This window comes from Ammoniphilus sp. YIM 78166, assembly GCF_004522215.1.
GTDB lineage: Bacteria > Bacillota > Bacilli > Aneurinibacillales > RAOX-1 > YIM-78166.
Genome location: NZ_SDLR01000008.1, coordinates 28,664 through 48,410, shown reverse-complemented (window position 1 = coordinate 48,410; position 19,747 = coordinate 28,664). Strand labels below are relative to the sequence as shown.

Here is a 19,747-nt window from a genome sequence, read left to right as displayed (position 1 = left end):
TCTAATAAAAATGATGAAAGCCGAATAGGCAATATACCCATTCGGCTATTTTTACCTATTATTTTGAAGGCTTAGGCGGAAGATCTGATAATTCATTCGTGTAGGCTTCGTCCATCCGTGGCTCTAGTCCATACTTGCCTAGTTCCTCTCTGAACATATCGCGTACTGCTTGCTCTTCATCCGCATAGTCGATTTGGTCTCCTCCCACCCGCTGGCTAATCCAGGCTTTAGGGACTCCTTTGCTATTGCGAATCGAAGTGCCTTCATACTTTAGTGCTAAATAGCGAGCAGGCTTTTGACCTGTATTAAAGTGCTGGTGATACCACATGTTCGGCGGAACAATCATACTTCCTTCCTGCCAATCATAACGATTGATCTCGGAGTCTTCTGGCCACATTAAGCTATATCCTTCACCATCCAGAATGATGACATGAGCTCCTGGACCGTGACGGTGGGCTTTCTTATAGGTGGCTACGGGGAACTGGGAGATATGGCTGTTCATCGATCCCTTAGCCATATTAAATCGGATATGTCCTCCTCCCGCTCCGCGTTCTTTGGCATGGATGAGCTGCAAGCTGCGTGCATCCGCTACAAAGTTCGTCTCAAGAAGCAGGCCTTTCTGCTCTCCCCCATTATTAAAGTAATCCGGATCGCCATTAAAGCGATTCTTGAAATCATGCTCGGTATTAAAGATGAATTCCTCATCATCATAGATGTTGATCACAATCGGACCATTCGTTACCGAAAGAAAACGGGCAGGAGCTAAACCCGAACCATTAAAGTGCTGATGCCAGGCATTGATCGGAATCGCAAAAAGTGAACCCGCTTGCCATTCAAAGGTAACCCGCTTGCCCTCTGACGTCCATACCGAAGTAGATCCTTTGCCATCCAGGACATAGATCATTTCTTCAAACAATTGCCGCTGCGGCTCTAGTTTTTTGCCTGGGGGAATCTCGCACACATAACAATCATTAGAATGTCTTGATGCTTCATGGTTAATGAAGACTCCAGAACCTCCACGTCTTGCCCAAGGCTTGAGTTCCACGGTATGAAGATTAGGGATATAATGTCCAGCAATAATGTCTAGTCCTTCCCTTTTAACCCATCGGGTGTAAGCCGACTCCTTTTCGGTCGCAAACTTTTTCGCTAGATCCTCTGAAACTACTGCATCTTTCGCTTGTGCCATGTTATTGCTCCTCCCATCTATTCTGTTCAATTTAGTGTATGAATCGGGGGTTTACACCCCCTGTTACTCCCCTTAATTAGACTTCTTCACAATGATATCTTCGTAAAGTTTAGACCATTTCTCGTTTTCATCGAGTACAACGGCCGGATCGACAAACTTCATTGGCATATCATTCAGTTTTGTATCTACCTTATTGCTTGTTGGAACGAAGCTGAAGTCGCCCAGCATTTGCTGCCCTTCGGTACTGATCATAAAGTCATAGAACAGTACAGCGGAAAATGGATGTGGAGCATTTTTAGATACGGACACGCCATTTGGTCGTGCGATAGCCGGTTCAATAGCAAACCAATCAATTGGTCCACCCTCATTCTTTAACTGCTCAGCCTTATAGTTGTAAACGGTTAGGGCCAAAGGCACTTCACCAGATGCTACCATTTGGGTTAACAGGGTGTGGCCTTTTCTAACGGACAAGCCATTCGTAGCCACAATGTCCTTAAATAGCTGCAATCCCTTTTCTTCATCACCTGTATCCTTGATAACCTCTGCAAACCAGTCTAAATCCTCTGCTTCAATCGCCAATCGTCCCTTCCACTTCGGATCAAGCAGGTCTTCATACGTTTTTGGAAGTTCCTCTTTGGTTACTTTTTGTGTGTTATACGCCTGGACAAAGATATTCAGACGCGTAGCCACCCACTCCTTATGCGGCAGAATGGCTTCCGGAATCAAATCATTTAAGTATGGTGATTTGACTTCTTGCAGTAAGCCCTCCCGGTGTAAAGCCTCTTGTTCAGGTCCATTCGTTTCCACAATATCAAAGTCATGTCGTCCCGCCTGGGTCTCTGTTACGGCCCTTTGCACAACCTTCTCTGAGCCGGCTCTCCAAACATCCACTTTGATTCCATACTTTGCTTCAAAAGCAGCAACCATTTTTTGCATATCTTCAATCGCCATTGAAGTATAGATGGTCAGTTTTCCTTCTTTTTTAGCCCCTTCAATCAGTCTTTGCTCCCGATCAGCCCCTTCGTAGAGCGCAATGTCTTTTGCGGTCTTCAATTCAACTGTTCCCCCGGGAGAGTCAGCAGGGGTAGGCGTAGAGCTTGTAGGTTGGGTACTGCTTGCTGGCGGAGGAGAACTCGTTGACTGTCCACAAGCTGTCATTAAGGAAACAAGCATAGCGATAATGAGCATAGCAATTGGAAAACGCATCCTTCTTCTCATCATGTCTGATAACCCCCTATTAAAGTTGTTACAATCAACTTTCATTCATTTCTAAACCACACTCCTGACGCATCCCACCTTATGAAACCTCTTTAATGACCTCTACTTTTTCTTTTGAAGCCTGAGCATCTTGAATGACAATGCATTTTAGCGGATCTACCTCTAAGAAGACTTTTTGCCCCGTATCAATTCGGATGGATGGATGCACCCTTGCCTGCAGGATGGTTTCACCAATTTTGACTTGAAAGTCCAGGTATTCTCCAAGGAATATCTTTGTATCCAAAACTCCTTCCCACACATTGGATGTTTGCGGTCGTTCAGAAGTAACATGAAGGTTTTCTGGTCTGACGGAGAGCAACACATCTTGACCTTTTGACAGCGTCTCTAGTGAATAGGCCATTATAAGGCCGCATTCGGTTTTGACATGGTATAAACCTTGCTTTTCACCGGTACCAACGATCGTGCCGTAGACAAAGTTAGTACTCCCAATAAAGTCAGCTACAAACTCACTTTTCGGCTGCTCATAGATCTCCCTCGGCGAACCTAGCTGTATAATATGACCTGCATTCATGACCGCAATTTGATTTGAGAGAGCTAAGGCTTCACTCTGGTCATGCGTGACGTAGATCGAGGTAATTCCCAAATCTCGCTGCAGTCTTTTTAATTCAAATCTCATTCGCTCTCTCAGCTTGGCGTCGAGGTTACTTAGCGGTTCATCCAAGAGAAGCAATTTAGGTTCCATCACCAAGGCACGCGCTAAGGCCAAACGCTGTTGCTGCCCGCCGCTAAGCTTCGTAGCCGATCTTGATTCTAGGCCATCGAGTGCAACGACATGCAGTGCACGCAGGACTCTCTCATCGATCTGCTTATTGGAATATTTCGTTTTACCCACTCTCAGCGGGAAGGCAGCGTTTTCATATACATTCATATGAGGCCAAATCGCATAAGACTGAAACACCATTCCGATATCACGGCGATTAGGAGGAACAAAAATGTTCTTCTTGGATGAATATACGACATCTTCCCCGATATTAATCTCTCCACCACTTGGTTTCTCAAGGCCAGCAATGGATCGAAGCGTTGTTGTTTTTCCGCATCCGCTTGGCCCAAGTAAGGTAAAGAGCTTTCCCTGTGGCACTTCAAAGGTGATATTCTGCGCAGCTTTTACCACTTGACCCGCATCATTGGGATATTCCTTATATAAAGCGTTTACTCTTAACATTAAAGCACCTCCCAGTCTTTACATTTCTTTCACACCGTATCTTTTACTTAACACTTGGGATAACATGACAAGAATGAATAAGCCGATGATAAACATGACGCCTAAAGCACTTAGCTGAACATATTGGCCATTTTCCCACAATTCCCAAATCGTGATGGAAATAACTTCCGAACCTGGGCTATAGAGTAAGATAGAGCCGGATAACTCCCGGATGGAAACAATCAAAATGTAGATCCAGCCTGCAATGAACCCTGGCTTAAGTAAAGGAAGAATCACTTTCCTAAACGTCGTTCCCCAACCAGCTCCACTCATGGCAGCTGATTCTTCTAATTCCTTATGAATTTGCAGCATGGATGTCGTATTGTATCTAAGCCCATAAGGTAAGAAGCGAGTAAGATAGGCGATAAACAGAATCCAGAGTGTTCCGTAAACCCCGATATCAAAGTTTAGATAAAGAACCATGATAGACAAACCAAGAACGATACCAGGGAAGACCATCGGTAAGGAAGCGATATTATCCAATATCCAACGACCACGAATGTTCGTCTTGACCACGATCCAGCAAATCACTGCAGTCAAAAGCATAATCGTCGTTGCACTACCGACTGCTAAGATGAAGCTGTTCCAAACAGATCTGCCGATAGTCGGATAAGACCAGATATACTTGTAGTTATCAAAACTCAGACTTTTCAAGGCTTCTACCGTTGGAACGCTATAGAACTTCTGTAAGGAGGACCAAACCAAGACCAGGAAAGGCAGGATGACGATAAGCAAGAAGTAAACGATAAACAATCCTGCTGTGAAATATCTCCACTTTCCCAAATCCATCGTTCGCGGTCGGAATCCTTTTCCGGTCATCGTGGAATACTTACTTCCTGAACTCGAGAGCTTGGACTGCAAGTAAATTCCGCCGGTAGTAATCAGGATCAATGTTATGGCGTACGTTGAGGCTAATCCTATGTTGCTTGGGTAACTATGAATCGCCTTATAAATGGAAGATGTGAATACCTGAATGCCCACCGGCAACCCTAGCAAAGCTGGAACTTCAAATGATTCGATTGCTCTGACGAATAAAATAAGCATTGTAGCAAAGATAGCGGGCCAAGACAGCTTCAAGGTGATATTGTAGGCTGTTTTTAGTATCCCAGCCCCACTCATCATAGCGGACTCCTCAAGGGATGGGTCCATCGATCGGAAAGCAGCGGACAAGAGGAGGAAAGCCATTGGCGAGTAATGCAATCCATCTACCCAAATCATCCCGCCCATCGAGTAGATGTTAAAGAATACCATGTCCGTATTAAAAAGCTTTTGAAGCGCGATATTGAACAGTCCGATTTCCGGGCTAGCCAGTAAGATCCAGGAAACGGTAAACAAGATACCTGGGATAATGAGCGGTATAATGGATAAAGCATAGAACAGCGATTTAAACGGTGTATTCGTGCGCTCATTCATCCAAGCGAGCAGCAACCCGATTGTAAACGCCACAAGTGTTGTTCCAACAGCGAATTGAATGGAATTGAAGAATAAAGTTAGGGTTTCTGGATTGGTATAGGCTTTTACGTAGTGCGCGATAGTAAACCCTGAAGCTCCCTTAAAACTTTGCCAGAGAAGAAAGATCAAAGGTACAATGGCGAAGTAAGTTACCAGTATGATGGCGGTTCCAATTACCAGCCATTTGGAATCAAACCCTCCTCTTCTCTTTTGTGCCTCATGCTGTAAATCGGGAGGGGAGTTCAGCTTTGGCAAAGCCATATCTTTTTGTCTCCTTTCTTTTTTTAATCATTTAATTTTCTTTATCTTTTAACTTAATTGAATTATATATCTATTTTTGTTGGTGTTGAATCGCCGATTATTAAAGAGGTTATTAATAATTCGCTATAAACAGCTAACTTTTGTGTGATTTTTCTCACAACATTTTTACGAAAAGCGAAATACAATGGTCTTAACAAAATTACGAAGGAGAGACCCCAAATGGAACAGCTGCCCAAGCGAATGATAGACATGATGGAATCGTGCCACCCTTCCTTTCGAGATGAAGTTCAGTATGCCTGGAAACTGATTTTCCTTAAACGAATACTACCTATTCACCAGGATCAAGTTTCTTGCCCCCTCATGAAGCAAAACGTCCAAAGAGAAAATTGCAGAAACTGCGAATGGCTTATTGGCCAAGGGAATCCTACTGGAGATCAAATTTCCTGCCAGCCGCCAATCATGTAGGCATGGAACATAAAGAAAACTTGGCTGGTGCCAAGCCTAGAAGGCGCAGGCGGCTGCCTTAGTTGCACTTATGCGGATTATGAATTCGATATAACTTATAAATTCTTATACGCCAAATAAGCCGGTTTTCTCATGTTGTCTGAGAAACCGGCAAATTGTGCAACCCCGTAAATTCCACGAACTTCTTATCAAAGATGCTCATAAATTCAGAAACTGGAAACCAATCTTTATTTTTGGACTTGAAAATAATACTTGTCTCCCGATACAGCGGCTTCGGCATGTGAAGAGGAAGGATCGCTAGCTTCTTTTTATGCACTTCATCTTCAATTGAAATCCACGGTAAAAAAGCTAGACCATGCCCTGCTAGAACCATTCTTTTGATCGTATCGGAGTGATTCAGCTCCATCGCAACTTCGGCTTGCAAGCCTATTTCTCTAAACAGGCTTTCAATCCTGTATGACATGCTGCACCCCTTCTCATAAGTAATGAGTCTTTCTGTGCGCAGCTCAAAAATATCAATAGAAGTCCGTTGGGCAAGGGGATGGCCCGGATTTGCAACGAGATAGAATTGATCATGATACATTGGCATGCGAAAGAGATCTGGGTGATCAAAAAAGGAACTGATAAACCCAATATGCGCGACCTCATCCAACACCATTTCTGCAATATCCTTGGTATTTCCGACATTTAGTGAAATTTCCCAATCCTGATAAAGTTTACAGAACTGACCTAAGAAATATGGAGCTACGTAGGTCCCCACTGTAGGTGTGGCCCATACATTCAATCTTTTTTGGCTTGAACCTTGGGATACGGCTAAAGTATCCAACCCATTTCTTAACACGCGCAAGGAACGCTCAATATCATCATAATAAAGCTGACCAACAGGAGTTAATCCTACTTTATTCCCTGCCCTTAAAATAAGGGCTAACCCTAGATCATCTTCCAAGGCCTTTATCCGAATCGTAACCGTAGGTTGGGAAACTCCCATAAACTTTGCCGTACGACTAAAGGTTCCCTGCTGGACAAGGCAAATAAAGGTTTCCAAATGAATCAAGTCCATACGATCCCTCTTCTCCGGTGAGTTAACCCGAGCTTTGTACTCCCATAGGTTTCTTTTCCTCTGGCTTCCATGTCAAGAACCCAGTATCAAACGATCTGGAAAAAGCAATAAAAACATCTAGAGACAAAGAATCTTCAATATTGGATCGATAGGCAAATTGAACCTGTCTTCTCATCATGACCGGAGGTTGAATGGATACCTCAACCAGCTTCCCCTCACTTATTTCCTCTCTTATGGAAATGAGCGGAAGGAAAGCCAAAGCATCCACTTCCTCCATCAATTTTTTTACCATTTCAATATTTGCTAGGTGCAGCATAGCCGACGGCTTAAATCCAGCTCTCTCGTATGCACGTATTAGCAACTGCTCTTCCTGTTTGCTTGAAGTATACGCTACCATAGGATACGAGAGAAAATCCCGGATATGTAGACGTTTTAGTTTCGCAAGAGGGTGACGAGCGGGAATAACCGGTACCATTTGGTTAATAAACCAGTCTACTTTCTTCATTCCTTCCTCTTCGATCCCTCCATCAACAATGCCTAGTGTTGCAGTCCCCTGATGAACTAGTTTTATAACTTCTTGATTCGTGCCAGCCATCATCTTGATGCGAATATGCGGATATTCTTTTTTAAAGCGAAACAAAAGCAAGGGGAAGATATAATTGGCTAGAGTTGTGTTCACCGCTAGGCATAGCTCTCCAGTATGCCTTTGTTTCCAATCCCTCATTTTCTTGCGGCCAGCTGCAAGCATCTCTATGAAGCGATCTACACAATGCAAAAACTCCAAGCCTTCTTCTGTCAATTCAATTCGGCGGCCTGCCCTATGGAACAAGCTTTTTCCCAGCTCCTCTTCTAAACCTTTGATTCTGCTGGTTACGGTCGAAATGGACAAAAATAATTCATCCGCCGCTTTGGAGATACTTCCGATTCTCGCCACACATTGAAATGTTTTTAAGCTTTCAATTTCCAATGAAGGTTCCCTCCTTGGACTGTTCTTCTATATGGAACAGAGGCATTCTTTATTTAGCATAGTTGTGTTACGATATTTATAAATCGTAACACAACTATATGCTCCTTAAACAAAATAATAGATATCCAAGGCGACTACGAATATCAAATAAATCGCTAAAGTAAAGACAAGAGAATACAGAACCGACAGCTTCCACGTCTCCTTTGATATCCACTTTAAATAAATTAGTAAGCAAACGGCGATAGCAGCAATGACATTGACTAAATAGATTAATAGGACAAATAAAATTAACCAAGAGATAAAGATAAATCTAGCCATTTTTTCTTCTTTGGTTTCCTCTGAATCATCTACTACCCCTTCTCCTCCAATTGCTTCCTCAGCCGTCAACTTCTTGTTTAAGAGAGGGAAAAAGCGTCGGACACCAGGGAACAGATCGTTGGCAAATTGGATCCCTGAGAATAGAAGCAGCAAGGTACCCACGAGTTTGGGAACAGAAGCTACGTCCGTTCTCAATTCTCCTGTACTTGATAAAAGAACAACCGCGACCAAGAAAATAAATCCTGAGAACACCGTTTTTTCATTGACTTGTATCAAGCTGCAATACCTCCCTTTCCCTTCTTCATTTTCTTTTGGATGATAGGCCAAGTTAAAGAAAGAAGCGTTAAGGATAGAAGTACCAACGAAATGGGTCTAGTCACAAAGCCAGAGGCTCCAAACGTGGTCATCGTCTGGTGGTAGGAAGACTCGAGCAGAGCACCCAAGACCATGGCAATAATCAAGGCAATTCTCGAATAACCGTACTTCTTCATGTAGAAACCGATCAGACCAAATACCAAGGCTAGCGCCACATCACTAAAGTGGCCATTTTCAGCAAAAGAACCGACCAAGGCAATGGCGATAATCCCTGGCGCCATTAAGGAACCTCTTATTTTCGTAACAAAGATCAAACGCGTACCGATAACAAAGGATATGATGGCTGCGAAAACCTTCCCTACAAAAGCAGCGGCAATTAGCATATTCGTCAGGTGAATATCTTTAGTCAGCATTTCAGGTCCAGGTGCCAATCCATGCATCATTAGGCCGCCAACAAGGACAGCCATTGCGGAGCTGCCTGGGATCCCAAATGCAATCGTGGGCAACAAAGCCCCTCCTTCTTTAGCGTCGTTTGCCGACTCCACAGCGATGACTCCTTCGATTGCCCCCTTACCGAACTTTTCCTTGTCCTTTGACATTTGCACCGCTGTCCCATAAGCCAAGAAACTGGCAACAGACCCGCCCACTCCTGGAATAATCCCAACAAATATCCCAAGAAAGCAAGAACGGATGAACAACGTGAAATTTGTAAATACGGCCTTAACTCCATCCCATACCCCAGAATTCTTGGTATCAAACTTAACCATCTCACTACCTAATGGAGTATTCTGCCTAAATAGGCTAAAAGCCTCAGCTATGGCAAATAGACCGATAATAGCGGGAACTAAAGCAATTCCATCCCATAGAAAGTCTGCCCCAAACGTAAATCGTGTGTTCCCCATAATCGGGTCGGTTCCTATATAAGCTAGCATCAAACCAAATAGGCCCGAGATCAATCCGCGAAACGTATTTCCCTGCGTTACGATGGCGATAATGGTTAACCCAAATAGCGCGAGCATAAAAAACTCAGGATAAGAGAAAGAAAGAATTAATTTTCTAGCCACAGGAATCAATAAATCCAACACGAGAAGTCCGATGAAGCCGCCCATGACGGAAGCTACAATGGCAGCTGCAATGGCCATTCCTGCTTTTCCTTGTTTAGCTAACGGGAATCCGTCGAATGTCGTAGCCGCATTGGCCGCATCCCCAGGAGTATTCACTAAAATGGATGTAATTGATCCTCCATAATTAACCGAACTGTAGGCGGATAATAAGAGGACTATAGCCGCTTCCGGACTCATGCTGAAGGTAAGGGGGATAAGAAGGGCTAAAGTGACGCTCCCCCCTAGCCCCGGCAAGATCCCGACAATGAGTCCAAACATAGAACCGGCGAGCATGATGAGAATGAGTTCCCATTGCAGAAGACTCGGTATTACGGAAAGAAAGCCCATTGTACTCCCCCTCTTTTCGATACTTTATCCTATTTATCACTGCTCATTAATTCTGTAACCACTTGCTTATAGGCCTCAAAACTGCTCAACGTTTCATTAACAAGCTTTTGTGTATCATCCCCATTCAAATAACTCGAGGTAAGCTCCATTTTCTGCAAGACCTGATGAAACTCTGGATCTTCAAGGGATTTTTGAACGGCTTCCTCCAGTATAGCGCGAACATCAGCAGGTAGTTCTGGCGGTGCTCCGATTAGCCGGTGAGTGTTGAAGGCTTCATTTAATTCCGGCATTCCCGCATCCGAAGGAATCGGTACATCTGGGTAATCCGGATGGCGTTCAGAATCATAATAGAGCAACATCCTTAAATCCCCATTTTGGATATATTGCTTTTGACTGTCGATGGATCCCCAGGTTACATCCGCATCGCCACGGATTACAGAAAGTATCGTCTCGCTTGTTCCGTTATGGTTCAACGGCTGCCACTTTACCCCAAGCTTGTCAAACGTGACGGCTCCTGTCAGTGTCGCATTCGCTGCAAGACCTTTCGTAGACATAACAACTTTCTCTTTGCCTTTAAAATCCTCTATACTTTGATAGGGACTCTTGCTGTTAACGGTTACAATTGTAGGGTCTAATGATAGACGCCCTAGCCACGTCACTTTGCTCAGGTCATAATCTACTTTTTGGGCAAGTTGAGTACCTGCCAGGCCTCCCAAGTTATAGATCCCTATGGTATAGCCATCAGGCTTTGCTTTTTGAACATAATTGGCCGCAATCGCGCTCCCTGCTCCCTCCATATGCCGAACATTCACATTCACTTTATTAGGCAAGTGTTTTTGAATAAAGGGGGCAATCGCTTGAGCCCAATCGCTGTAACCTCCACCAGGCTTATAGCCTACAACTAGCTCAATATTTCGTTCTGGAAATTTGGACTTAGGCTTCTCCTGATCCGATTGCGTTGCCGTCGTAGTGCCCTGATTTGCTCCTGTTGTTGTGTTTCCGGTGGTTGGGCTAGAACCGCATCCTACCAACATGGCTAATAGAAAAATTGCAAGACTCGAAGAAAACAGCTTCTTCATGTACGAGACGGCCCCCTTAAATCTTATTGTGTGCCTTACTTATTGCCAGATTTCAGTCAATAGAATAAAATAATAGAATAGTAGGTAAGATGTCCCCCTCATGTCTTCCACACATAGGGGGGACTTTCAGCTATTTGGTTTCCTGTGCCTTCTGAATGTACTCCTTCACTTTGTCCGCTGTCAACGTTACACTAGGATCATATTCAGGGGCATTTTCCAATTGTTCCATATCATTTAAGCCACAATATTTATAGATTCGATTTATAGCAGATATTAAACGAACTGGCTTATCTGGATTTTTATTGAAATGCTGGTGAATCGTATTTGGCGGAATATAAATCACATCCCCCGCTTTCCATTCAAACCTCTTGATCTCATCCTGAGGCTTCCAATGATAGGTGTCAGTAATCTCTACATCACAGTCCTGATGAAGATCGAATCCTTCCCCTTCTAATACGTACAAGCACTCTTCTGCCAAATGACGGTGTCTTCCGGATTTGCTTCCCGGGGGTATGATCTGCATATAAGCATCCACAGTTTCCATTCTTGTGTTCATCTGCTCGTTAAGCAAGTGCTTCAGCAACCCTTGCCTAGCCATTTCCCAGGGCATATCAGCCGGCTTTACAACCTTTTTGCGCTTTGCATCCTCGATCGGCTTGTTTGTTGCATCATCCAATAAATCCTGATAATAAGTTCCGCTTACTTCACCTTGACTCCATACTTTTGACTCGTCCCATGCCATCTTTTAATCTCCTCCTCTATAACCTCTTATTTTTCTCCTTCTTCTCTTGCCTTGAAGCCTACACCCTCCGGTGTAGCCTCGGTTGCACGCGGCTCCACTTGGTGCTGGAAGAGCATGTTCAAGAACATATACATCGGCTTCGTTTTAATAACGAGTGCACGAGCCGGCTTGTATTTATCTGCATTAAAATGCTGGTGGACGCAATTGTTATGGACAATGGCAACATCTCCTGCTTCCCAGTCATATTTAATCTCATCGTGAATTTCGTATCCCTTCCCGTCGAGGATATAGAAGGCAGCTTCATTCACGTGGCCATGTTTTTGGGATTTCCCGCCTGGTCCGTATTCCTCTAAGTGAATATGAAGCGTTTGCGTCACGCCATCTTCCGGCTCGACATAATGCTTGCTGAACGCCTGAGGTCCATCACTAAACTTGATTTCATCTCCTCTAAACACACGCGGTGCGGATCTTAAACGATCAAGCTCTTGCTTTAAGCCATAGGACCCTTGAATTCCTCGTACGAAAATACGATCCTTTTTACTATGGTAATGTGATTCCAACGCCATTTATTTTCCCTCTTTTCAAAAAAGATTTTAAAATCAGAATTTTGCTGTCATGTCTTCTTTCAAACCTATTCTCCAATCCACGCCTTGCGGCAAAAAGCGATCACATGCCCGTACATTCCTATACGTTTCTGGGGTTACTCCTTTTGGCTGCTTACCATTTTCCACCTCCCTTGAAGCCTCAAGAAGCATTTGCCGCGCAGCAATGATGGCCAGGTCAGCCGTACCTAATCGTTCTTTGCTTCGATCTGCAAATGGCTTCTCCATGGTTTCCTGCAGAGCATAATCCTGTGTGTTGATTCCTGCAATACCGGTAAACGTCTTGGTGCGCTGTACTTCTCTATCGATTAAGTAATCATTGGAAGGGTTCCGCTTCAAGCGATAGCCGGGAAGGACATCTTCTGGACCCCGCCCGAACAGAACTTCCTGTTGATGGGCAAATTCAGGATCCAGCGGAATCGATGCTTCTGTGGTATATTTAAAATTCCACACCCAGACGCTTTCATCATCGATCGGAACCCATACATGACCGCGAATTGTAGGATAATCTTCTCGGCTTCCATCATGCCACTTGATCATCTGTCCACGCATTTGCTGAGCTGGCATGATAAACTGATAGGCGCGGATATAGTTTCCGTCGTCCTTCAAATCGCGAATTCCTACGTATTTAAATCCGTAATTGGTTTTTTCTACTTCTAACTTGGGGTTCGTGGCTCTGCTTCGCATGGAATTCTTATCTTGAATATTATTGTTGTGGGCAAAGGAAGAATGGGAAGTATCTATTCCCCCTTCAAGGGCTTGCAGCCAATTACATCCTTCAAAAGTCTTAGAAACTTGCACATGGGTTTCAGGAGCTCTCAGCCATTCATAATCCGGGAAGCTCGGCTGTTCATCCTTGGGTCCCATATACGTCCAGACAATCCCTGCTTTTTCCCATGTCGGGTAAGACGTTAACTTTACTTTATGCTTAAAGTTGCTGTCATCCGGTTCATTTGGCGTGTCGACACAATTCCCTTCCGCATCAAACTTCCAGCCGTGATACACGCACCGTAACCCGCACTCCTCATTTCGTCCCCAGAACAAATGCGCTCGACGATGGGGGCAATAGGCATCCAGTAACGCAACCTTCCCTTCCGTGTTGCGAAAAGCGACCAAGTCTTCGCCTAATAAGGTCACTCGCACTGGCGGACAATCTGCTTCAGGCACTTCTTCAGTCAGGATAGCCGGTATCCAGTATCTTCGAAATACTTCCCCCATCGGAGTACCAGGGCCTGTTTTGCATAAACGTTCGTTATCTTCTTTCTTTAACATTAGGACTCTCCCTTTCAGTATGTAATTTTCATATTTTGATTATAAGCAATGTGGCTTAAGTAGAAACTTATCGGTTCTTACATACGGAACAATAATCAGAAATTTTCGTTTCATTTTTTAAATCTAGAATCTGGCCCCTAATAATACATCAAATAAAACATACATAAATGTCAGCATTCCAAAGGCTACACCTAATGACGGAATGAAGGGAGCTTTTCCTACCTTCCATATAAACAATAGTAGGAACACAGGTACGGCCACGAGATAAGAAGTCCAGTGCAATAGGAAGGTAAAACCGATAAGCCAAATAAAAATAATTGATACCTTAGACCATTTGATTTCATCGTCTTCACTCATCTCCACAGCCTTCGGTTTGTTTTTGCTTATCATGCTCATGATTCGCTGAGAAAAGGAGGGAAGGGCATCACTCAACAATTGAATAAATGCCATGATAAGAACGGCATTTCCAACTGCAAGCGGGATGGAACGAGCAGTCGGATTATATTTAAGAGAGTAAACACTAAATATAGCCATGACGACCACAAGCAGGAAACTGAATATACTTCGTCCATTAATCATAGACTTGCCCCCGAAGACTTTTTGTTTCTTTCATTTATCACTTTCTTAGCCAGCGGCCATATAAGCAAAAGAACCGTGATGAGGAAGAGGGTAAGAGAAATTGGCCGTACAAAAAAACCGCTTGGACCCGATAAAGCTAAGGTCTGGTGGAAGCTTTTTTGCATTAATTCTCCCAAGACCAGGGCAATAATGAGAGCTACGCGGGAATAACCGTATTGGTGCATGGCGAAACCTAACAAACCAAACCCTAAAGCCGTAATAACGTCCCCAATTGATCCATCCGACGCGTAGGCACCTACAAGAGCAAGCATTAAGACAACGGGAGCTATATAGACTGTTTTTATCGTCGTCAATCTCGTGAGTGGAGCAGCGGCTAGGATTGTCACGGCACCTGCTATAATATTGGCAAAGACCAGGGCATAAATGAGCGTGAGCGCAATCTGAGGATGATCCATCATTAGCCTTGGGCCGGGCTGAATACCGTGAAGCATAAGCGCTCCCATAAGAATAGCCATCTCCAAGCTTCCAGGGATACCGAAGATAAGTGTCGGAACTAAGGCTCCCCCATCCTTTGCATTATTTGCAGCTTCAGGAGCAATAACGCCTCGAATATCCCCTTTACCAAAGTTCTCTGGATTTTTCCTTGTGGATGCCGCCTGACCGTAAGCTAAAAAGTTCGCTACAGCGCCTCCAACCCCCGGAATAATCCCTATTAAGGTACCAATGGAGGAGCTTTTGAGAAACACGCCAAAATGAGTAAATACCGATCTGATTCCGCTAGCCACTCCATTTAAGCTAGTATTAACTCGTTCTGTTGCAATAGCCCCTTTACGCTGAAAGAGCGTAATGGCTTCGGCTACAGCGAATACGCCTATGAGTGCAGGTACAAGTTTGATTCCGTCCACCAAATAATCGGTTCCAAAGGCAAATCGATCCACTCCCGTTACGGGATCGGTTCCGATAAAGGAAAACATAAGGCCTATTCCCCCAGCAATCATAGCTTTCCAGAGCGAGCCTTCAGACATCACGGCAATCATGGCTAGACCCATCAATGCCATCATGAAATATTCCGGGTAAGAAAAAGCAAGAACCACATACTTTCCTACCGGCAGGATCATCGTTAGGATCACTGCCCCAAAGATCCCTCCCATGACGGATGCGAATGCCGCTGCTCCAATGGCCATTCCAGCTTTTCCTTGCTTTGCTAGAGGAAATCCATCAAACATCGTTGCAGCGTTCTGACCCGTTCCCGGTGTATTCATTAATATTGCAGTCAATGACCCTCCGGTCGCAACTGCCCCTGCGGCACCGATCAGTAAGGTCACAGCGTGGGCAGCCGGCATACTGAATGTAATGGGTAGAAGGAGGGCTAGTACCTGTGGCCCTCCTAGCCCTGGTAATATCCCAAATAGTAAGCCAATTAACGTCCCAAGTACGAGATATAGTGGGGATGGCCAACTGAATATATCTGCAAGGGATGGAAGAATATGTTCTATCACCTTCTCATACCTCCTTTCTAGATTACTTGGAAGAATTCAATTTTTCCTTCAGCGGTTCTAGCTGCTTCAAGGAAGATTCCGCTATTTGTTTCGCTAATTCATGATCACCAGAATTACCATCACTCTTGGCATCAATTGCTTTCTTTTGGTATTCAGGATCTTGAACTACCTTTTGGAAAGCGTCGCGAAGGATCGTTAAGACCTCTTGTGGCGTTTCAGGAGATGCAATTAAAACGCGATGACCCGAAACGGTATCCAGCAATTCCCCATAGCCTAATTCTACGATCGTTGGCACATCGGGTAAATCCGGATGTCTTTCCTTCGAATAAACCCATAGCGGAACCAATTCCTTCGAATCAATAACGGAAGCACGAATACTCTCCATTGGGAACTGAATCCAGTCTACATCCCCTCGAACGGCGGATAACACAGCCTCAGTACTCCCCTCATGCGGAATCGTTTTTACATCAAACCCTAGCTTTTCTGCCGTAACGACAACACCTAAGCCATCAGATGAAGAGATGTTCGTAATTCCTGCGTTAATCGCTTTGGCATTCTTTAAATCGTCAAGAGTCTTGAACCCGGACTTCTTAGAAGCAGCGGCTACATAGATGGTGTCGGTAATTCGCCCTATGTACTCGAACTTCGTCACATCATAACTAGCGTCGCCTTGAATTTGTTTAACTACATTCCCTGGAAGATTAATAATACCTATCGTGTATCCATCGGGTTTTGCCTTATAAACATCACCCAATCCAATATTCCCTTGTCCTCCAGGTTTGTTGTCAACGATAACGCTTACACTATTCGGTAAGTATTTTTCCATAAAAGGAGCCACTAACCTTGCGGATGTATCAAATCCCCCGCCCGGACTGTAAGGTACTACTAATTTGATCTCTTTGGTCGGATAGTTCACAGCCTCCTGTTTTTCACTTGTTGACGGAGCAGGTGTATTGCTTGCTTCTTGTGTGTTGGATTGATTGGAACTGCAACCCATGGTTAAAGCAAACATCATCACCCCTACGGATAGAAAAGAACCCCACTTACCCAATCTCTTTCTCATATAGCCCCTCCTATATTTGCATAGTGTTAATAGTGTTATTAGAATATTACTATAAGTTTGAATATGCTCGAGACTATTAGTTCTTCTATACGGCACGATTGAGGTAATTTTTTTCTCGACTCTTTTGAAATAAAAAAAAGGGAATAACCCGCTATTCCCACCAAAAATATTACATACCTATGCGTTCTGTAATTAATCTACTGGCAACCTTAAGTTCTTGGACATATTGGTTGATTTGATTAGGATAGAACAAGGCTTTCGGACCTGTAACACTCACGGCTGCTATAACTTTGCCCATATCATTTTGTACTGGGACTGCCACAGAACAAACACCAACCCTTAGCTCCTCATTCGTCAACGCATAGCCGTTTTTTCGAACTTCAATTAGCTGTTGCTTGAGAACCGTTGGAGAGACGATGGTTTTGCTGGTATATTGGGTCAACTCTCCATCTAAGACACGGTCAATTTCAATATCATCCTGATAGGAAAGGAGAACCTTCCCGACAGCAGAGCAGTAGCAGGGAACACGGTCACCAATTTTTGAGATGGTGCCATTATCATCATCTGGAATGCGCTTGCAAATATAGACAGCCCCACCTTTATCATACACACTCAACCTAGCAACTCTCCGGATTGATTTTGCCAATCGATCTAAAATTGGAACTGCTATGCGTCTCAATTCCATAGAATGATAAACTCTAAATCCTAACTCAAATGCCCCGATTCCCAAATGGTACTTTTGTGTTTCTTCATTTTTTTCTACAAGATGGTTTTCTTGAAGCGTCTTCATTAAACGAAACACGGTACTCTTAGCTAATCCGAGACGTACGCTAAGTTCACTGATACCCAGCTCTGTTTCTGTGAGAGAAAAATTTTGCAAAATGCGGATTGCGTTATGGACTGATGACAACACTTCTTGTTCCTTTGCCATGTTCACTCTCCCCTTGTATACCATACTGCATTTTAATATTTAAAATAACAAAAATCTACAAACTATACAATACACAAAAGTATAATCTTTTACTTTTATAGGGGTATTTTTCCAACCATTACAACTATTAATCATACAAAGAAGATTAACTTATCAGTAAACAAAAAAAATACTGTTGAAGTCATTCAACAGTACCAAATTCTACTTATTTAAGTTTAAATCCCAGCCGGGCTTTACTTTCAGCCATTCAGGTTGATCTCCCTTCATAGCTTCATAGACTCCATAGATACCTGTCTGTATATTATATACCTCTTTAAATCCTTGGGAAACCAAATACATGGCCGCAAAACTCGAACGAATTCCTTGTGTGCATAAAACATACCAAGGCTGTTCTGGATCTAGCTTGTCAATATCTTTAGTTAATGTTTTCATAGGAAGACAGTAACTACCCTCGATATAGATTTGCTCCCACTCCCACTCCTCTCTTATATCTAATATTTTTGAGGAAAAATCCTCGAGAGAGAGCCGTTCAATTAATTCTATAGGATAAATATCAAACTCGTTTTGATATTCATCCCCGTGATCGTGGTCATGGTGGTGGCCGTGACCATGGTGATCATGATGGTGATGGCCATGATGATGCTTACCGTGGCTGTGAAGAACATTAAAAGTATCGCTAACCTTCATTGCCTTCCTTCCCCCTTTTTCGCCCCTGATTCGTCATTTACGCATCCTCTAGCTTCACATAATTCCACCTTAATAAATCCAGAGGAATTTCGCCTGTTTCCCCGTTATTTGTCTTATACCTGATGATGTTATCACCCAATCTTGCGACAACTTTTAATATGACACCTTTTCCCTTGCGGTCGGTAAGAAGATCTCCGATATTATATAAGTTAGCACTCATTTTTTCCCACCTACTCCCATGGGGATACGGTTACGAGTAAAGGAGAAGGCTCGCCCTCTCCCCCTGCCGTTTTGAGTGCGAGATCCGTTTGCTCTAGGCTATAGTTATGCGAATTCATCTTACTCAGTGGGAATCGACCTGACGCTATGAACTCTGTAGCCATTTTTACGGATTGATAGCTATGCCCTCGTACGCCTTTAACCGTCAAGGTTTTTTGAATGATAAGATCAGCGTTAAGCTCTGGTATGGCTTGGTACTTATAAGCTCCAAGAATGACTTTTCCACCTTTATTGGCCACTTCTAACGATGAAAGGATCGGAGCAGTTCCGCCCGATGTGACATCCAACACGACATCTGCCATCTTTCCTCCGGTAATCTCACGGACGCGGGACACCAAGTCTTCTGTCTGAACATTGATGATATGATCTGCCCCTAGTTCTTTTGCGAGTTCCAAACGGCGCAAGCTCGTACTCCTGCCGGTCATGATGACTTCGGCACCAGCAGCCTTAGCTGCTAGACAACAAGCCAAACCTTGCTGGCCCGGCCCTTGGATCACCACAATTTTACCTGGAGCAGCTCCGCCCTCGATGCACATCCAGTCAAATCCGTTGGCAAGGGGCAGGGTTAAGGCTGCCTCCACTGCCGGTACATAGCCTGCCATTTTATGTACAACTGCGTTGGGATGCAGATATAGGTATTGGCTAAACCCTCCCCATAGGGAAGGTTTTAGTGACACTGGGGTGGCGCCGTAACGGATCCCCCCCGATCGGGGATCCGTATAAAGACAAGAACGATACGAACCCGTACGGCAGTGCTCGCATTGTCCGCATGGAATATACTCTTCCATGGCTACGCGATCCCCTTCTTTTACACCCCATTTCTTTGCAGCCTCTGTTCCAATCTTCTCAATGTAGCCTACCACATGGTGACCTAGAATTCTGGCCTCTTGCTGTTTTTTATAATAAGAAACATCGGTTCCGCAAACCCCAACCACTTCCACCTTCAGAAGCCCTTCGTCTGAAGAGATGTCCGGCATATCGAATTCCTGAATCTCCGTTTGTTTTTCGCCCACAGCAACCGCTGCTAGAACTTTTACAGTCACACTCGTTCCCCCTTACT

The 19,747-nt window shown here is 44.1% G+C and carries 20 protein-coding genes; 1 reads left to right on the top strand and 19 read right to left on the bottom strand.

The window, feature by feature from the left end:
• Positions 1-58: 58 nt before the first annotated feature.
• The 4 genes from EIZ58_RS27405 to EIZ58_RS27390 all read right to left on the bottom strand — a co-directional run bounded on the left by EIZ58_RS27405 (position 59) and on the right by EIZ58_RS27390 (position 5,378).
• Positions 59-1,186 (bottom strand): cupin domain-containing protein, encoded by a 1,128-nt coding sequence (locus tag EIZ58_RS27405; RefSeq protein ID WP_134704166.1) that lies wholly within the window; start codon positions 1,184-1,186, stop codon positions 59-61.
• Positions 1,187-1,258: 72 nt separating this feature from the next.
• Positions 1,259-2,407, bottom strand: coding sequence for an ABC transporter substrate-binding protein (locus EIZ58_RS27400; protein ID WP_205672370.1), 1,149 nt, complete (start codon positions 2,405-2,407; stop codon positions 1,259-1,261).
• Between the two features lie 76 nt (positions 2,408-2,483).
• Complete coding sequence (locus EIZ58_RS27395) at positions 2,484-3,626, bottom strand: ABC transporter ATP-binding protein (protein WP_134704165.1); 1,143 nt, start codon at positions 3,624-3,626, stop codon at positions 2,484-2,486.
• An 18-nt stretch (positions 3,627-3,644) separates the two neighbouring features.
• Positions 3,645-5,378: an ABC transporter permease gene (locus EIZ58_RS27390; RefSeq protein WP_134704164.1), complete on the bottom strand. Its 1,734-nt coding sequence runs from the start codon at positions 5,376-5,378 to the stop codon at positions 3,645-3,647.
• A gap of 219 nt (positions 5,379-5,597) precedes the next feature.
• Between EIZ58_RS27390 and EIZ58_RS27385 the strand changes: the two genes are divergently transcribed.
• Positions 5,598-5,843 carry a hypothetical protein gene (locus EIZ58_RS27385; protein WP_134704163.1) on the top strand — a complete coding sequence of 82 codons (246 nt, stop codon included), beginning with the start codon at positions 5,598-5,600 and terminating at the stop codon, positions 5,841-5,843.
• 130 nt (positions 5,844-5,973) lie between these two features.
• Here EIZ58_RS27385 and EIZ58_RS27380 read toward each other — a convergent pair whose 3' ends face one another.
• From EIZ58_RS27380 to EIZ58_RS27310, 15 genes are all read right to left on the bottom strand, one after another.
• On the bottom strand, positions 5,974-6,903 hold the full coding sequence (locus EIZ58_RS27380) for a LysR family transcriptional regulator (RefSeq protein WP_134704162.1): 930 nt from the start codon (positions 6,901-6,903) through the stop codon (positions 5,974-5,976).
• A 22-nt stretch (positions 6,904-6,925) separates the two neighbouring features.
• Positions 6,926-7,870 (bottom strand): LysR family transcriptional regulator, encoded by a 945-nt coding sequence (locus tag EIZ58_RS27375; protein ID WP_134704161.1) that lies wholly within the window; start codon positions 7,868-7,870, stop codon positions 6,926-6,928.
• Positions 7,871-7,975: 105 nt separating this feature from the next.
• Positions 7,976-8,464, bottom strand: a complete 489-nt coding sequence (locus EIZ58_RS27370) for a tripartite tricarboxylate transporter TctB family protein (RefSeq protein ID WP_167578001.1) — start codon at positions 8,462-8,464, stop codon at positions 7,976-7,978.
• Complete coding sequence (locus EIZ58_RS27365; RefSeq protein WP_134704159.1) at positions 8,461-9,954, bottom strand: tripartite tricarboxylate transporter permease; 1,494 nt, start codon at positions 9,952-9,954, stop codon at positions 8,461-8,463. Before EIZ58_RS27365 ends, EIZ58_RS27370 begins: the two co-directional genes overlap by 4 nt.
• 29 nt (positions 9,955-9,983) lie before the next feature.
• Positions 9,984-11,033 (bottom strand): tripartite tricarboxylate transporter substrate binding protein, encoded by a 1,050-nt coding sequence (locus EIZ58_RS27360; protein ID WP_134704158.1) that lies wholly within the window; start codon positions 11,031-11,033, stop codon positions 9,984-9,986.
• 130 nt (positions 11,034-11,163) lie between these two features.
• A complete protein-coding gene (locus EIZ58_RS27355; protein WP_134704157.1) occupies positions 11,164-11,775 on the bottom strand; it encodes a cupin domain-containing protein in 612 nt (203 codons plus the stop codon).
• Positions 11,776-11,801: 26 nt separating this feature from the next.
• Complete coding sequence (locus EIZ58_RS27350) at positions 11,802-12,341, bottom strand: cupin domain-containing protein (protein ID WP_134704156.1); 540 nt, start codon at positions 12,339-12,341, stop codon at positions 11,802-11,804.
• A 33-nt stretch (positions 12,342-12,374) separates the two neighbouring features.
• Positions 12,375-13,649: a Rieske 2Fe-2S domain-containing protein gene (locus tag EIZ58_RS27345; protein WP_134704155.1), complete on the bottom strand. Its 1,275-nt coding sequence runs from the start codon at positions 13,647-13,649 to the stop codon at positions 12,375-12,377.
• A 123-nt stretch (positions 13,650-13,772) separates the two neighbouring features.
• Positions 13,773-14,228 carry a tripartite tricarboxylate transporter TctB family protein gene (locus EIZ58_RS27340; RefSeq protein WP_134704154.1) on the bottom strand — a complete coding sequence of 152 codons (456 nt, stop codon included), beginning with the start codon at positions 14,226-14,228 and terminating at the stop codon, positions 13,773-13,775.
• Complete coding sequence (locus EIZ58_RS27335; RefSeq protein WP_134704153.1) at positions 14,225-15,727, bottom strand: tripartite tricarboxylate transporter permease; 1,503 nt, start codon at positions 15,725-15,727, stop codon at positions 14,225-14,227. The genes EIZ58_RS27340 and EIZ58_RS27335 overlap by 4 nt, the downstream gene beginning before the upstream one ends.
• A gap of 22 nt (positions 15,728-15,749) precedes the next feature.
• Positions 15,750-16,790 (bottom strand): Bug family tripartite tricarboxylate transporter substrate binding protein, encoded by a 1,041-nt coding sequence (locus EIZ58_RS27330; RefSeq protein WP_134704152.1) that lies wholly within the window; start codon positions 16,788-16,790, stop codon positions 15,750-15,752.
• Between the two features lie 169 nt (positions 16,791-16,959).
• Positions 16,960-17,721 carry an IclR family transcriptional regulator gene (locus EIZ58_RS27325; RefSeq protein ID WP_167578000.1) on the bottom strand — a complete coding sequence of 254 codons (762 nt, stop codon included), beginning with the start codon at positions 17,719-17,721 and terminating at the stop codon, positions 16,960-16,962.
• Positions 17,722-17,922: 201 nt separating this feature from the next.
• The gene (locus tag EIZ58_RS27320) at positions 17,923-18,408 is read right to left on the bottom strand and encodes a rhodanese-like domain-containing protein (protein ID WP_134704150.1); all 486 of its coding nucleotides are present in this window, start codon (positions 18,406-18,408) and stop codon (positions 17,923-17,925) included.
• Positions 18,409-18,445: 37 nt separating this feature from the next.
• Positions 18,446-18,628 (bottom strand): hypothetical protein, encoded by a 183-nt coding sequence (locus EIZ58_RS27315; protein WP_134704149.1) that lies wholly within the window; start codon positions 18,626-18,628, stop codon positions 18,446-18,448.
• Positions 18,629-18,638: 10 nt separating this feature from the next.
• Positions 18,639-19,730: a zinc-dependent alcohol dehydrogenase gene (locus tag EIZ58_RS27310; RefSeq protein ID WP_134704148.1), complete on the bottom strand. Its 1,092-nt coding sequence runs from the start codon at positions 19,728-19,730 to the stop codon at positions 18,639-18,641.
• Positions 19,731-19,747 lie beyond the last annotated feature (17 nt).